The organism is Clostridium paraputrificum (assembly GCF_900447045.1).
GTDB lineage: Bacteria > Bacillota > Clostridia > Clostridiales > Clostridiaceae > Clostridium > Clostridium paraputrificum.
This window is the reverse complement of record NZ_UAWH01000016.1, coordinates 258,731-274,958: the sequence shown is the minus strand read 5'-3', so window position 1 is coordinate 274,958 and position 16,228 is coordinate 258,731. Positions and strand designations below refer to the sequence as shown.

The following is a 16,228-nucleotide window of genomic DNA, read 5'->3' as shown; positions in this document are numbered from 1 at the left end:
AAGGTATAGAGTTTATATAAAAATATATAACTCTATACCTTTTTTTGTATGTGCAATTATGAACTTAATTATATATAATAGAATCATACTGAAGTTATGGAAAGGTATAAAGTATTATGAAAAGGATAAATGAAGTTTTTAGTGATTTTAATACTGGAAGCAACATAAGTACTGCCTTGGTTGAAAGTGCAGTTTTAAAGAAAAAATCTAAAACTTTAGAGTTAGCAATAAGTTCAGATAGATACATAGAAATACAGGAAATTGAAGAACTTAATAACTTCATTAAAAGAAGGTTTTATTTAGAGCATTCAAAGATTGCTGTAAATTATACTGAAGAAGTTAAGATGAAGCCTATAGAAGAGGAAATTAAGAATATAATATCTTATGTTTCTAATAAACATCCTTTTCTTAGGGTAGCTGTTAACAATTGTGATTATGAAATAAGTGGTAATACAATAACATTAAAGTTTAGAGTGCCTGTATCAACAATGTTTAGAGACTTAAAGTATGATAGGGAAATTAGGGAAGGCATAAAAAGCTTCTATGGTAAATCCTATAGTATAAAGTTTGTTGATAATGTAGATGCAGATGAATTAATTAGGCTTCAAGTAGAAGAAGAAAAGAAGAGAATGTCTATGATTAGGAATGAAATTAGGTCTACTGGACCATCTATTCCTAAGGATACTACCCCAACTGTTCCTAGTGAAGGGGATAAGGGTAAAGATGATAAGAAGTCTGGAAAGATGAATAATCCTTTCTTAATATTAGGTAGAAATTCTAATATTAAAGAATCATTAATAAGAATATCTGATGCCTCTCCTGAAGAGGGAAGAGTTGCCTTATATGGTGAACTATCTAATATGGAAACAAAGGAATTAAGAAGTGGTAAGATATTAGTTTCTTTTGATTTATATGATGGAACAGGTTCTCTTACTTGTAAGTCATTCCTTAAGCCAGAGCAAGCTGATGATGTAATATCTAAGCTTAAAAAGGCTAGGGGAGTTAAGCTTTGTGGTAACTTAGGTTTTAGTAATTTCTCTGGGGAAGTTGAGATGATTGCAAATACCATAGTTGAAACAAAGGGACTTGAAAGGGTAGTAAGAAGAGATGAGTCAGAAGTTAAGAGAGTTGAGCTTCATCTTCATACTAAAATGAGTCAAATGGATGGTATGAGCAGTGCAGCTGACTTAATAAAGAGAGCAATGAGTTGGGGAATGAAGTCTATAGCTATAACTGACCATGGTGTTGTTCAATCTTTCCCTGAAGCACATAAGCTATTAGGAAGAAATAATCCGGATATGAAGGTTATTTATGGGGTGGAGGCTTACCTTGCTCCAGATAAAAAGCCTTCTGTGAGAAATATTAAGGGGCAAAGTCTTGATACTACTTATTGTGTATTAGATTTAGAAACTACAGGTTTTTCACCTAGGTTAGAAAAAATAACTGAAATAGGTGTAATGAAGTACCAAGATGGTAAGGTCATTGATAAGTTTAGCTGTTTTGTTAATCCAGAGAAATCAATACCTCCAAGAGTTGTTGAAGTAACTGGCATAACTGATGATATGGTTAGAAATGCTGAAACTATAGATAAGGTTTTTCCTAAGCTTTTAGAATTTATAAAAGATAGCGTTTTAGTTGCTCATAATGCTGAATTTGATGTTGGATTCTTAAGGCATGTTGCAAAAGAATTGGGTTATGAATTTGACTTTACATATTTAGATACCTTATCACTAGCTTATGAGCTATTCCCAGAGTATAAAACTTATAAGCTAGGAAGAATAGCTAAAAACCTTGGAATAAAGGTTGATGTTGCTCATAGAGCTTTAGATGATGTTGATACAACAGTTAAGGTATTTAAGGTAATGCTTGATATGTTAAAGGAAAGAGGAGTAAATACCTTAGAAGATATAGAAATTTATGCTTCTGATGAAACTGCTAAAAAGGAAGCTTTTAAGAAGTTAAGAACTCATCATGCTATTATTCTTGCAAAGGATTATGTGGGCTTAAAGAATTTATATAAGTTAGTATCTTATTCACATTTAGATTATTTCTATAAGAAACCTCGTATATTAAGAAGTATGTTTAAGAAGTATTCTGAAGGTTTAATTATAGGTAGTGCTTGTAGTGATGGAGAGCTTTATCAATCAATTCTACTTGGAAAGTCTGATGAAGAAATTGAAGCTATAGCAAGAGAATATGATTATTTAGAAATTCAACCTTTAGGTAACAATGATTATCTTATAAGAAATGGTGAAGTACCTGATAAAGAATATTTAAGAGAAATTAATAGAAAGATTGTAGCCCTTGGGGAAAAGCTAAATAAACCTGTTGTTGCAACTGGTGATGTTCATTTTATGGACCCAGAGGATGAAATTTACAGACGTATTTTAGAAGCAGGTCAAGGTTTTAAGGATGCAGATAATCAAGCGCCTTTATATTTAAGAACTACTGAAGAGATGCTTGAAGAATTCTCTTATCTAGGAAGAGATAAGGCTTATGAAGTGGTAGTTACAAATACAAATTTAATTGCAGATATGTGTGACAAAATAAGTCCAATATCTCCTGAAAAATGTCCTCCTCACATTGAAGGGTGTGAGCAAGAAATAAAGGATATAGCTTATGGTAAGGCACATGAGCTATATGGAGAAGAACTACCTGATATTGTACAGGAAAGATTGGATAAGGAACTTAATTCTATTATTCAAAATGGTTTCTCAGTAATGTATATAATTGCTCAAAAACTAGTTTGGAAATCTAATGATGATGGATATTTAGTTGGTTCAAGAGGATCTGTAGGTTCTTCTGTTGTTGCTTATATGACTGGTATTACAGAGGTTAATGCATTACCTCCACATTATAGATGCCCTAAATGCAAACATTCAGATTTTAATGATTATGGGGCTAAGAATGGTTTCGATTTACCTGATAAAGCTTGTCCTGTTTGTGGAGAAATGATGGATAAGGATGGAATGGATATACCTTTTGAAACCTTCCTTGGATTTAATGGGGATAAGGAGCCTGATATTGACTTAAACTTCTCTGGAGAATATCAAGCAAAGGCTCATAGATATACAGAAGTTATATTTGGTAAGGGTACAACATTTAAGGCAGGAACAATAGGTACAATAGCTGAAAAAACTGCCTTTGGATATGTTAAGAAATATTTTGAAGAGAGAAATACTCAAGCTAATAAAGCAGAGATTACTAGAATATCAAAGGGATGTACTGGAATAAAAAGAACAACTGGTCAGCACCCTGGTGGAATAATAGTTGTTCCTAAGGGAAGAGAAATATTTGAGTTTTGTCCAGTTCAGCATCCAGCTGATGACCCTAATTCAGATATTATAACAACACATTTTGATTATCACTCAATAGATTCAAACTTACTTAAGCTTGATATACTAGGACATGATGATCCTACAGTAATTAGAATGCTTCAAGATATTACAGGAGTAGACCCTCAAAAAATACCTTTAGATGATAAAGAAACTATGTCTATTTTCTCATCAACTAAAGCCCTTGGGGTTACACCTGAACAAATTAATTCTAAGGTTGGTACCTTTGGTATACCTGAATTTGGAACAAAGTTTGTTAGAGGAATGCTTTTAGATACACTTCCTAAGAGTTTCTCAGACTTATTATGTATATCTGGGTTATCCCATGGTACTGATGTATGGCTTGGAAATGCTAAGGATTTAATTGATGGAGGAGTAATTACAAGTATAAGTGATGCTGTATGTTGTAGAGATGATATTATGGTTTACTTAATTAAAATGGGTCTTGAACCTAATACATCCTTCAAGATAATGGAGCTTGTTCGTAAAGGTAAGGCTTTAAAGGATCCAGAAAAGTGGGCGGAGTATGAAAAAATGATGAGAGATCATGATGTACCTGAATGGTATATAGATTCTTGTAGAAAGATAAAATACATGTTCCCTAAGGCCCATGCAGCAGCTTATGTTATGATGGCATTTAGAATTGCATGGTTTAAGGTACATATTCCTTTAGCATATTATGCAGCATATTTCTCTATAAGAGCTAAGGCCTTTGATGCAGAGTATATGATTTTTGGAAAAGAAAAGGTTAGAGAAAAAATGAAGGAAATAAGCTTACAAGGAAATGATGCAGCTCCAAAGGATAAGGATATGTATGATGATTTGGAAATTGTACTAGAGATGTATGAAAGAGGCTTTAAGTTCTTACCAATAGATTTATATAAATCAGATTGGGATAAATTTAAAGTAGAGGATGATGCCCTTAGACCTCCTTTAAATAGTATTTCGGGAATGGGTAATGTGGCAGCTGAAGCTATATTTAATGCTGTTCATGAAGAAACTCCAATTAGTTCAATTGATAATTTAAAGAAACGTGCTAAAATAGGTAATTCTGCAGTAGATTTACTTAGAAAGTTTGGTTGCTTAAATGGATTATCAGAAAGTGATCAGGTAAGTTTCTTTGATGTAATTTAAGTTAGTAATATGATAGAAAAGCTATAGAATTCGTTTTTAATGAATTTTATAGCTTTTATTATATTTAATAAATAATATCTCTCTATTTTGTTCAACCTATTTTAGATAGGTTAAATAGAGGTGATAGAATGAACAATAATACAAAAAAACTAACATTAATGGCTTTAATACTTATGATTTTTACATCTGTATTTGGATTTGCTAATATGCCAAGGTCATTCTTACTAATGGGATATGCAGCTATTCCGTGGTATATAATAAGTGCAATAGCATTTTTTATACCATATGCTTTTATTATGGCTGAATATGGTTCTGCATTTAAGAAAGAAAGTGGTGGAATATATTCTTGGATGGAAGGGTCTATAGGGCCTAAGTATGCATTTATTGGTACCTTCATGTGGTATGCATCTTATATAGTATGGATGGTAAATGTGGCATCATCTATATGGATTCCTTTATCAAATGCATTTTTTGGAAAGGATTTAACATCTACATGGTCATTATTAGGATTAAATTCAACTCAAACATTAGGAATACTAGGAGCACTATGGATAATTTTTGTCACATTTATATCTACTAAGGGTATAGAGAAAATAACTAAGATTACATCTGTAGGAGGAACTTTTATAGCAATATTAAATGTAGTTTTAATTATAGGAGCTATTGTAGTATTCGCTTTAAATGGTGGAGAGTTTTCAGAACCAATTACTAATGGAGCAAAAGCATTTTTTGTTTCGCCAAATCCAGACTATCAATCAATACTACAAATCTTGTCTTTTGTAACCTTTGCTATTTTTGCATTTGGAGGTCTTGAAGTATTAGGTGGATTAGTTGACCAAACTGAGGATGCAGAAAGGAATTTTCCTAAGGCAATAATTGTTTCTGCTCTTGTTATTTCAGTAGGATATGCTATAGGAATATTTGCTTGTGGAGTTTTTACTAATTGGAATGATGTATTATCATCTCAAGATGTTAATTTAAGTAATGTAGCTTATGTTCTAATGAATAATTTTGGAGTTCAAATTGGAAATGCAATGGGATTAAGTGAGATAGTTTCTTTACAAATTGGCATTTGGGTTGCTAGATTTGTTGGTTTATCAATGTTGTTGGCGTTAAGTGGAGCATTTTTCACATTAACCTATTCCCCATTAAAAACATTGATTTCAGGAGCACCAAAAGAAATTTGGCCAGGAAAAATTGGAGAAATAAAAAATGGAATGCCTATAAATGCTATGCGTGTTCAAGCTGTTATAGTAATTTTTATAATACTTTTAGTATCATTTGGAGGAAAAGGTGCAAAAGAATTCTTTAGAGTATTAGTTTTAATGACCAATGTTGCCATGACTATACCATATTTATTTTTAGCGGGAGCTTTTCCTAAGTTTAAAAAGAAGCAATTAGAAGGAAAGGTTCCAAAAGCTTATGAATTTTATAAATCCTATGGAGCTTCAATTTTTGTAGCAGTTATTATATGTATAATAGTGGGCTTTGCTAACATATTTACAATAATAGAGCCAGCAATGTCAGGAAAAACATTTGATACTATAATGATGCTAGCAGGACCAATAAGCTTTTCTGTGGTTGCATTAATTTTATATAGTATTTATGAAAAAAAGTATAAGAATAACTAAGTATAGTTAAAAGTTTTGTAGGAGTACTAACATTGTAATGATTTTGAAACTTTTCAAAGTGAAAAATATGTGATACATTGTAAAGGAATACAAAAGATGACGGAGGGGTATTATGAAAAAGAAATTATCAATTTTATTAGCTACTTTAATGGTAGGAGCAACATTTATAGGTTGTGGAGCAAAGGAAGAAGCTAAAAATGTTCCAACAAGTGAAATTGTTAAAAGCATTAAAGAAAAAGTGGAAATGAGAGCATTAGGAACAGTTGAAGGAGAACTTTTAAAAGAAAAATTCCATTTAAGTCTTGATGATGTAGAAGAGCAAACTGTAGAAAATGGTATGATTAATACCGGATTAGAAGTAGTTGCAGTTGTTAAAGCTAAAGAGGGAAAGGTTGATGCCGTAAAGGATTCATTAGAAAAGGTTATTGAGGATAAGAAGGCGTCAGCATTTTATCCAGGAGAGCCTGAAGCAGTTGAAGCAGCACAATTAAAGGTAAATGGAAATTATGTAGGACTTTTCATTATCCCAGATTACGAAGAAGGACAAAACAATGCTGAAAAGGCAGCAAAAGTTTTTGAAGAAGCTCTAAAATAGTCAAATATGCTTTAGGAATGGAAACATTCTTAAAGCATTAATTTTTTACTGTCTAGTAAATTATAAAATTTCAATTAGCTATAAATCAAAGGTATTATTACATTTTCATATTAAAAAATATAAAATAAAGGATAGTAATTTTATAATTTACTTACCTTTAGTACGCGTGGGGGGATATTTGTTTCTATGTGACTTGGAGCTTACGACGGAACAAGGGAAATAAATATCAGCCACACCTTTTTTATCTTTATAAAGAGCAAGATGGATAATTAGTTAAAAAGGAGAAAAGTTTTGATATTTAGTAGTATTTTATTTATATTTAGGTTTCTACCTATTGCACTAATACTATATTATATAACTCCTCAGAAATATAAAAACTTAATTTTAACTCTATTAAGTTTAGTGTTTTATTCTTGGGGGGAAGGCAAATATTTTTTAATAATGATTGCCTCAATTATTATTGATTACACAGCTGGAAGGCTTATTTATAGATATAAAAATGAAATTAAGAAAAAAACTATAGTTTTGTGTATTTCCTTAGTATTTAATCTTGGTCTATTATTCTTCTTTAAGTATTTTAATTTCTTTATAGACAACATAAATAATATTTTTAATTTAGCTATAAAAGGAGTAAAGATAACTTTACCTTTAGGAATAAGCTTTTATACCTTTCAAACAATGTCCTATAGTATAGATGTTTATAGGGGCAAGATAGTTCCTGAAAAGAACATTATTAATTTTGCAGCATTTGTAACCTTATTTCCACAGCTTATAGCTGGTCCAATTGTAAAGTATACCGATATAAATAAGGAGATAAGTAGGAGAGTTATTACTAAGGATAATGTTGAAGTAGGAATTGAAAAGTTTATTTTAGGTCTTGGTAGAAAGGTTCTAATAGCAAATAATATAGGAATGCTTTGGACAGAAGTTGAAGGAATAGGGTTTGAAAATATTTCAACACCGCTAGCCTGGCTTGGGATTATATCCTTTGGCTTACAAATTTATTTTGATTTTAGTGGATATTCTTTAATGGCTATTGGATTAGGTAAAATGTTAGGATTTAATTTTCCAGAAAACTTTAATTACCCTTATATATCAAGAAGCATATCTGAATTTTGGAGAAGATGGCACATTACTCTAGGTTCATGGTTTAAGGAGTATGTTTATATACCTTTAGGTGGTAATAGAAAGGGTAAAGTTAGGGTTACGTTTAATCTATTTATTGTATGGGCTTTAACTGGTTTATGGCATGGAGCAAGTTATAATTTTTTACTTTGGGGATTATTCTTTTTCTTACTTATTAGTATTGAAAAGTTAGGGCTTATAAATTTTTTAAATAAGCATAGAGTATTTTCCCACATATACACAATAGTTTTACTTTTAATTGGATGGACTTTATTTGCTATAACCGATTTTAATGGTATCTGTGAATACCTTAGTAAGTTGTTTTTATATTCAAATGGAGAAGAGTGGATTTATTATCTTAGAAACTATGGAGTTTCACTAATTATTGCAATTATTTTTTCTTTACCATTAGTTTCGATGTTTTATAAAAAGATAGACAACTTTAAATGGATAAAGACAATAATTTTAATGGGTATTTTTATAATATCTGTTGCTTATTTAGTTGATGCAACATATAATCCATTCCTTTATTTTAGATTCTAGGAGGTATTAAATATGAGAAGAAATCCTTTATTATATACTTTTTTTATTTTCCTTCTAGGAATTATTATTATAGATATATGTAAAGAGGATAAGAGATTTTCAGAGTTAGAAAATAGAAATTTAAGAGGAAAGGTTGAGTTTTCCTTAGAAAATTATTTTGATGGAACTTATCCTAAAAAGTATGAGGAGTATATGAGTGATCAATTTATTTTAAGAGATAGCTGGATAGATTTAAAATCAAGAAGCGAGTACTTATTAGGAAAGTTAGAAAACAATAATATTATTTATGGAAAAGATGGATATCTTTTTGAAAAGTTTACAGAGTTAGATGAAAGAAGAGTTACTATTAATATAGATTCTATTAATAAGCTCATAGAGAATAGCAAAACACCTGTAAGTGTATTAATAGCGCCAAATTCATATGAAGTATATAAAGAAAAATTGCCCTTAGGTGCTCCTGTAATTAATCAAAGGGATGAACTAGAGAAGATATATATAGGTATTAACGGTGGTAATAAGATTAATCTTACTGAAAAGTTTATAGAGAAAAGCGAAGAAAATTTATATTATAAAACCGACCATCACTGGACTACAAAAGGAGCCTACTTAGCTTATAGAGATTTTATAGAAAGTATAGATTACAAAGCTATAAATTTAGATGAGTATAATAAGAATGAGGTGGAAGGTTTTTTTGGAACTTATTTTTCAAAGGCAAAACCTTTTAATGTTGCCTCGGATCTGTTGACTTATTATGACTTTTCAGGAATAACAATGAAGATAGATGATAAATTATATAAATCTTTATATGATTATTCTAAGTTAGATATAAGAGATAAATATTCATTGTTTTTATATGGAAATAATCCATTGACTATAATTAATAATTCTAATTTGAAAAATGGAAAGAAGTTAGTTATCTTTAAGGACTCTTATGCGAATTCTTTTGTTCCATTTTTAACTGAAAATTTTGAAGAAATTCATGTTATAGATTTAAGAAGTTTCTCTGAATCTGTTAGTGAATATATAAATAATAATAGCTTTGATAATGTATTAGTATTGTATAATTTTATTAATTTTACTAGAGATACTAATATAATAAAGCTTAAGTCTTAAGGAAATTAAATAGGATTACATTTATCTTAATAAGTTTAAAATGTTAAAGCAGGATTTCATTAAATTAGGTAGAAATCCTGTTTTCATATATAGAGTTAATTTGTTATAATAATGAATAATAAGATGAATAAAGAGTACAGGTGATGAGATATGGCAAAACATGAGTTTGGAATAATAGATAAGCTTGATAAAGAAAAAGATTATAGCAATTATGATCCTAAAGAATATAATTGTATAGAAGTAGATGATGAATTAGTAACTGAGATGCTAAAGTACCTTAAGAGATTAAGAACATATCATCATAATTATAGCAACCCAAGTTTTGGACTTGCATATACTGGAGTAACGTTGATACCAGATACTTCTTTAATGTTTTTGCATGATATAGCATCAACACTAAATAGGTTTAAGAAGTCACAAGAGCTTACAGACTTAACTTGTCTTCTTATGGAGGCAAAGGTTAAGGGAAAATGTATAATTCATTATGGAATATAAAATAAAGTATTTATAAATATAGGGGGAATTATGAAAATAGGATTAGTACTTTCTGGTGGTGGCGGAAAAGGCGCTTATGAGTTAGGCGTTTGGAGAGCCCTAAAGGAATTAGGAATAAGTAAATACATATCTGTCTTTTCAGGTACATCTATAGGTGCATTTAATTCAGTGCTATTTGCTATGGATAATATGGAAAAAGCAGATAAGCTATGGGAAGAAGTAACAATGGATAAATTAGTCCCTCTTAGTAAGGTGGAATTAATAAAAAGAGGAATAGGGTTATATTTAGGGGGGAAAAATCTTCAGTTAGCTAAGAGATTTCTTAGTGATAAGATAGAACATGGAGCAATAAGTAATGAAGGGGCTGTAGAGGTTATAGAAAAATATCTAGATTGTAGTGTTTTTGACAATACTAATAAGGTTTGTTTTGCAGCTTGTACAGAATTACCTAATTATAATGTTAAGTATTTTAGATTGAACGATTATGATGAAGAGACAAGGAAGAAAATTGTGTTAGCATCTGCATCTCTTCCTCTTATATATGATAGTACAGAGGTTGTAGGAGAAAAATATATTGATGGTGGTATTGCTGATAATACACCTATACAGCCCGTTTATGGTGAAAAGTGCGATGTTATAATCGTTGTTTTACTTTCAAAAGAAGTAACTATTGATAGAGATTTATATCCTCATTCTAAGTTAATTATAATAGCACCTGAAAATCTAGATGAAAATACTATTAATGGTACTTTGAATTTAGATACTGATGCTAAAAGAGTTAGAATTAATGAAGGATATAAGGATACAATGAATAGACTTAAGCCTGTTATGGAGCTTACAAAGTTTATTAATGAAAAAGAAGAAGAAGAAGAAAATCCAATGCTTTATAAAATGTATGGAAAGCTAAAGTCTGTTTCTTTTAAAAGGAAAGAAAAATAAATAGTATAAAGATTAAATCCACATGGAGATAAAAGTCCATGTGGATTTTTATGTTATCATAATATGTAAAATATAAAACCATTTTAATGTTTACTTAGTCTAATGGATGTAAGGATAAATTATCGATAATTTAGACACTTAAGGAGGAGTAAAATGGATGAAAAAGTCACTATGGCTATAGAAGGGGATGTACAAGCATTTTCATCTTTAATTGATAGTATAAAAGATAACTTATATAGAACGGCATATGCATATGTAAAGTGTAAAGAAGATGCTTTAGATATTGTTGGAGATACTGTTTATAAAGCATTTATATCTATTGATAAGTTAAGAAATCCAAAGCTTTTTAAAACATGGATAACTAGAATTTTAATTAACAATGCAATAACTTTTAATAAAAAGAGAGGGAGAGTTATTTATTTAGAAGAAGAAGCTTTAGGTAATATGGAAGCAAAGAAAGAGGATAATGATGAAAAATTAGACCTTTTATGTGCCATAGATAAATTAGATGAAAGATATAAGGAAGTAATAATATTAAAGTATTTTGATGATTTAACTATAAATGAGATTTCAAAGGTTTTAGATAAGCCAGAAGGTACAATTAAAACATATTTAAATAAAGGGTTAAATGCATTAAGACTTTATATTGGAAGGGAGATCGTTTGAGTTATGGATATTAATAATTTGAAAAATTCTATAGATGTTCCAACAAATGAATTAAATAATATTATAAAAGATTCAATAAAAAGGGGAGAAAAATATAAATATAGAAGAAAGAACGTAAGATTAAAAAAGATTGGGGGATGGATAGCTGCTGTATTTGTATTAGTAAGTGTAATAGGTATAATGAATCCAAAGGCAGTTAGTGCAATTCCATTAATAGGGTCAATTTTTAGCCATTTTAGTGATGTAGATAAAATTGATAAGTTTGAAGATTTTTCTCAAAGTGTAAATAAAACTGTTGAAAGCAATGGCGTAAAGGTTACAGTAAATGATATTGCTCTAGATAATAATATATTAGCTATTACTACAACTATAGTAGGTGAAGATATAGATGGAGCTAAGGGAATAATGGGTAATATATATTTAGATGGTCATTTAATGAAAAGTAGAAATAATAAATATGTAAAAATAGATGATAAAACAACAGAGTATATTTTGTATGGTAATGTTTCTGATATAAAATTAGGTGATGAAGTAAATATTGAGATCGACTTTAAGTATATAGATGATATTAAAGGAGATTGGAATCTTAAATTCTCTACAAATAAGGAAAAGGCAAATAGTCTATCAAAAACTATAGAAGTAAATGAAAAGATTAAATTACCAACAAGTGAATTGAAAATCGAAAATGTAGTAATTAGTCCTTTCGGAAGCTCTATTAATTATTCGGGTACTTACTATGAGAAGAGTAAAAGTAGAAACCCTGAAATTAAAGGATTTAGGGTAACTGATAATAATGGGAAAGTTTTAGGAGTAAAGTTTGCTGGTAGTACATCAAGTGATATTGAGTATAGTGGAAAATTTGAAATATTAAATAATCTATGGAGTGTTGATGGTATTTCTATAGTGCCTATCCTTGACTATGAAGATAATGAAATATATAAAAAAATAGGTGAATATAGAGCAAGTATATATCAATGTAATGTAAATTATATAGATAAAAAACAAAGTATTATAGAGAATCGTAGAAAAGCTACAGCAGAAGAAAAGAAAGCTGGTTATGCCTATGATGAGGTAGTAAAGGTATTTAGTATGGATAATAAACCATACTTATATCTTAATGATTTATTAGGTGAAAATATTCAGCTAAATAGAGCAACAAATGTTAAAGTAGATTCTATTAAAACATTAGAAGATAGGACATTAATAACTATGAAGATAGAGGGAAACTATTCATATTGTTTGTTAAATGGTGTGTTCTCTAGTTTCTTATTGTTAGATGAGGATGGCAACTACTATGAAATTGATTTAAACAATGGAAAAGAAGCTATAATTGATGCTGAAAACAATCTTGTATTGATAGAATTGCCAGTAGTAGATAATAACAAGAAATATAAGATTGCTATGCCAAAAGTTCAAAATCCAATAGTAGAGGATTCTTACAAAATAAATGTATCCATTAAATAATTAGGTAAAAGAAGTGCATATGCTTTATGCACTTCTTTTATTTTGTATAGCAAATAATTTTAGGAAATATAAAGATGAAAATTAAAAAGAAGTATTTGTATATATCTCATAATATGGTTGAAATTAACATACAATAGTGTTAAGATTTAATTAAGTAATCACTTAATTAAAAAACGGAGGAGCAATGGAAGAGTTTATAAAGATTTTTAAGGCACTAGGGGATGAAACCAGAGTAAATATATTGCTTTTAATTTCAAATAGAGGAATGTGTGCTAAAGGTATAGCAAGACATCTTGAAATAAGTGAAGCAGCAGTATCTCAACAAATAAAAATACTTAAAGATATTGACTTAATTCAAGGATATAAAATAGGTTATCATATTATCTACGACTTAAATGAAGAAAAAATAAATTCTTCAATTAAGTTTTTAGAATTAATAATAGATAATGAAAAAACTAGTACAACAAATATTGCAAACTTAAAATGTCTAAATGGATGCAAGCATATGAAATGTGCTAGTAATAATAAAATCAAGGAGGAACCTATAATGAAAATTTGTTTTCCAGTTGAATCAAATGAAGGAGTAAAAAGTATACCATATGGCCATTTTGGTACAGCACCACTTTTTGTAATATGTGATTTAGAGACTAATAAGGTTAAGTCAGTAGGCAATGGAGATTTAGGTCACGAACATGGTAAATGTCAACCAATGAAAGCATTATCGGGTGAAGAAGTTGATGCAGTAGTAGTTGGAGGCATTGGTGCAGGAGCTATTAATAAATTAAATTCTATGGGAATAAAAGTTTTTCAAGCAATCCAAGGAGATTTAGAAAAAAATCTAGAGGCATTTAAGGAAAATAAGTTAAAAGAGTTTCCTAGTACTCATGTATGTAATCATGATGGATGTTCTCACTAAAAATTAAATACTTGTGTATAAAAGTCTACAGATCTTTCTGTAGGCTTTTTCTAAGTATAGAATAATTTGTATTTTGTTACTAATTTTAATTTTCTGAATAAATAATGTAATAACTGGAAAAAGAGTACAATGAAAATAGACGTGTAATATAACTATACATAATAAGGTGGGGATTAAAATGAATTTTATAAAGGTACATAATATTAATGAGAGCAAAATATTAAAAAAAGAGATTTGGGAAGAAAAGAAAAGAGAAAAGGTTACATTATGTTCTTGCAAGGGATGTATACAAAAGGCAGATGTAATATCAAATGTAAAAATAAATGATGTGGAAGAAGGAAAAATTGTTTATAGCATTCCAGTATGTAATGAGTGCAGTAACAAAGCAGAAAATTATTACGTAGATATAAATAGTTTGGTTATATAAGAGTTAGAACTCACAGTGATGAAAATTACTGTGAGTTTTTTATTGACTTTAACCTAAGACTAAGGTTTAAACTTAGTTGTGAAGGGGGAAAGAACATGAGTAAAAAATATAATATAAAGGAAGTAGCGAAGTTATTTAATATAACAACCAATAAAATTAGATATTATGAAAAACAGGAATTAATTAAACCTATAAGAGATGAGGAAAATGATTATAGAATTTATAGTGGGAAAGATATTATGCAACTTCAAGCAGTATTATTATACAGGTCTATAGGACTCTCAATTAAAACTATAAAGGAAATAATTAAAAGGAATGATGGTATAGATTATTTAGAGCACTTTAATAGGCAATGGATCATGGTAAATGATGAGATTCATAGATTAAATACTATTAGAGAATCACTTGAGAAAATAATAGATACCTTATATGAAGATGAGAAAATGAACTCTGATAAAATCTTTCCTATTATTGAGGAAGGAAATAAGGTAGCGTCTATTAGAGAGGGATGGAAGGATAAGTGGAACTTTAATAGTTGGGCAGATAGTTATGATGAAGATGTGAAGGTTGACAGGGGAGCCTTAAAGATTTATGAAAACTATAATAAAGTTTTGAATAAGGTGTATGAAAAATCTACTATAACAGGAGAGAATATATCAGTGTTAGACATTGGGGTAGGAACAGGAAATTTAGCTAAAAAGTTTTTAGAAAATAACTATAGAGTAGTTGGAATAGACCAATCTAGAGAAATGTTAAGAGTAGCAAAACATAAATATCCTAATTTAAAAGTAAGATTAGGAGAATTTCTAAAGATACCTTTTAATGATAAAGTATTTGATATAATTGTATCAACTTATGCATTTCACCACTTAAATTCTGAAGAAAAATCATTGGCTATTAAAGAGATGATAAGAGTTTTAAAAGATAATGGGAAGATAGTAATAGGAGATTTAATGTTTAAAAATAGAGTTGAAGAAGAATGGGTATTAAAAGAGTTAACAGAAGTACAGGTAGATGAAATAAAAGATGAATATTACTCATATATAGATGAGCTTGAAAGTGAATTTATGAAGTATAATAAAAAGCTTAACTATGAAAAGATAGATAGATTCATAAGTGTAATTGAAGTAAATTAGAAAATTAAAAAAATATTACAAATATCAAAAATCAAGTATTTTAATAGATTATTAGGATATAATTACCATGAGATTGGAAGTGGTGATTGTGAAGAAAAAAAGGGTATTAAAGTTCATTATTATATTTCTATTTTTATGTTGTGGTATAGGATATACATCATATAAAGGTTATAAAAAATATGAAGATAAGAAAAATGGAATTGGAGAAACAATTGATGTATTTAATGGGGTAGAGGTATACTATAATGGTTCAGAATATGGCAATGTTCATGGAAAACATTATAGTAAGGATGGATATTATTATGGATATGAGTGGCAGTGTGTTGAGTTTATAAAAAGATATTATTATGATTATTTAGGGCATGAGATGCCAGATGGCTATGGTAACGCAAAGGACTTTTTTGATGATAGTATTCCACAGGGAGAAGTAAATGAGAAAAGAGGTCTTATTCAATATAGGAATGGCGACAATGTAATGCCTAAGGTAAATGATATATTAATATTTAATGATACAACATATGGTCATATAGCAATTATTTCAGAAGTTGAAGATGACTATATTGAAGTAATACAACAAAATATGGGCACTCAGACAAGAGATAAGTTTGAACTTAAGAAGGATGGAAATAATTATTATATTGGAGGCCATAGAACTCCAGCTGGATGGCTTAGAAAAGAGTAGAAATTTAATAATATGTGTAAGTAAAAG

General features: G+C 29.2%; 13 protein-coding genes. All 13 read left to right on the top strand.

Annotation, left to right across the window (positions count from 1 at the left end):
• The first annotated feature begins 116 nt into the window (after positions 1–116).
• The 13 genes from polC to DR024_RS14545 all read left to right on the top strand — a co-directional run bounded on the left by polC (position 117) and on the right by DR024_RS14545 (position 16,201).
• Positions 117–4,469, top strand: a complete 4,353-nt coding sequence (polC, locus tag DR024_RS14605; RefSeq protein WP_027097327.1) for a DNA polymerase III subunit alpha — start codon at positions 117–119, stop codon at positions 4,467–4,469.
• A gap of 128 nt (positions 4,470–4,597) precedes the next feature.
• Entirely contained in the window at positions 4,598–6,100 is a 1,503-nt protein-coding gene (gene yjeM / locus DR024_RS14600; RefSeq protein ID WP_027097328.1) for a glutamate/gamma-aminobutyrate family transporter YjeM, read from the top strand.
• Positions 6,101–6,212: 112 nt separating this feature from the next.
• Positions 6,213–6,695 (top strand): DUF4358 domain-containing protein, encoded by a 483-nt coding sequence (locus DR024_RS14595; RefSeq protein ID WP_027097329.1) that lies wholly within the window; start codon positions 6,213–6,215, stop codon positions 6,693–6,695.
• A 291-nt stretch (positions 6,696–6,986) separates the two neighbouring features.
• Complete coding sequence (locus DR024_RS14590) at positions 6,987–8,363, top strand: MBOAT family O-acyltransferase (RefSeq protein WP_027097330.1); 1,377 nt, start codon at positions 6,987–6,989, stop codon at positions 8,361–8,363.
• A gap of 12 nt (positions 8,364–8,375) precedes the next feature.
• A complete protein-coding gene (locus DR024_RS14585; RefSeq protein ID WP_111919078.1) occupies positions 8,376–9,476 on the top strand; it encodes a DHHW family protein in 1,101 nt (366 codons plus the stop codon).
• Between the two features lie 150 nt (positions 9,477–9,626).
• The gene (locus tag DR024_RS14580) at positions 9,627–9,971 is read left to right on the top strand and encodes a hypothetical protein (protein WP_027097332.1); all 345 of its coding nucleotides are present in this window, start codon (positions 9,627–9,629) and stop codon (positions 9,969–9,971) included.
• 30 nt (positions 9,972–10,001) lie between these two features.
• Positions 10,002–10,910, top strand: coding sequence for a patatin-like phospholipase family protein (locus tag DR024_RS14575; protein ID WP_111919076.1), 909 nt, complete (start codon positions 10,002–10,004; stop codon positions 10,908–10,910).
• A gap of 153 nt (positions 10,911–11,063) precedes the next feature.
• Positions 11,064–11,576: a sigma-70 family RNA polymerase sigma factor gene (locus DR024_RS14570; RefSeq protein WP_027097333.1), complete on the top strand. Its 513-nt coding sequence runs from the start codon at positions 11,064–11,066 to the stop codon at positions 11,574–11,576.
• A gap of 3 nt (positions 11,577–11,579) precedes the next feature.
• Entirely contained in the window at positions 11,580–13,040 is a 1,461-nt protein-coding gene (locus tag DR024_RS14565; RefSeq protein WP_111919074.1) for a DUF4179 domain-containing protein, read from the top strand.
• A 184-nt stretch (positions 13,041–13,224) separates the two neighbouring features.
• On the top strand, positions 13,225–13,956 hold the full coding sequence (locus tag DR024_RS18250) for a metalloregulator ArsR/SmtB family transcription factor (RefSeq protein WP_034865869.1): 732 nt from the start codon (positions 13,225–13,227) through the stop codon (positions 13,954–13,956).
• Positions 13,957–14,134: 178 nt separating this feature from the next.
• Entirely contained in the window at positions 14,135–14,383 is a 249-nt protein-coding gene (locus DR024_RS14555) for a hypothetical protein (protein ID WP_027097336.1), read from the top strand.
• A gap of 95 nt (positions 14,384–14,478) precedes the next feature.
• Positions 14,479–15,519, top strand: coding sequence for a MerR family transcriptional regulator (locus DR024_RS14550; RefSeq protein ID WP_027097337.1), 1,041 nt, complete (start codon positions 14,479–14,481; stop codon positions 15,517–15,519).
• A gap of 88 nt (positions 15,520–15,607) precedes the next feature.
• Positions 15,608–16,201, top strand: a complete 594-nt coding sequence (locus DR024_RS14545; RefSeq protein WP_027097338.1) for a CHAP domain-containing protein — start codon at positions 15,608–15,610, stop codon at positions 16,199–16,201.
• Positions 16,202–16,228: the final 27 nt, after the last annotated feature.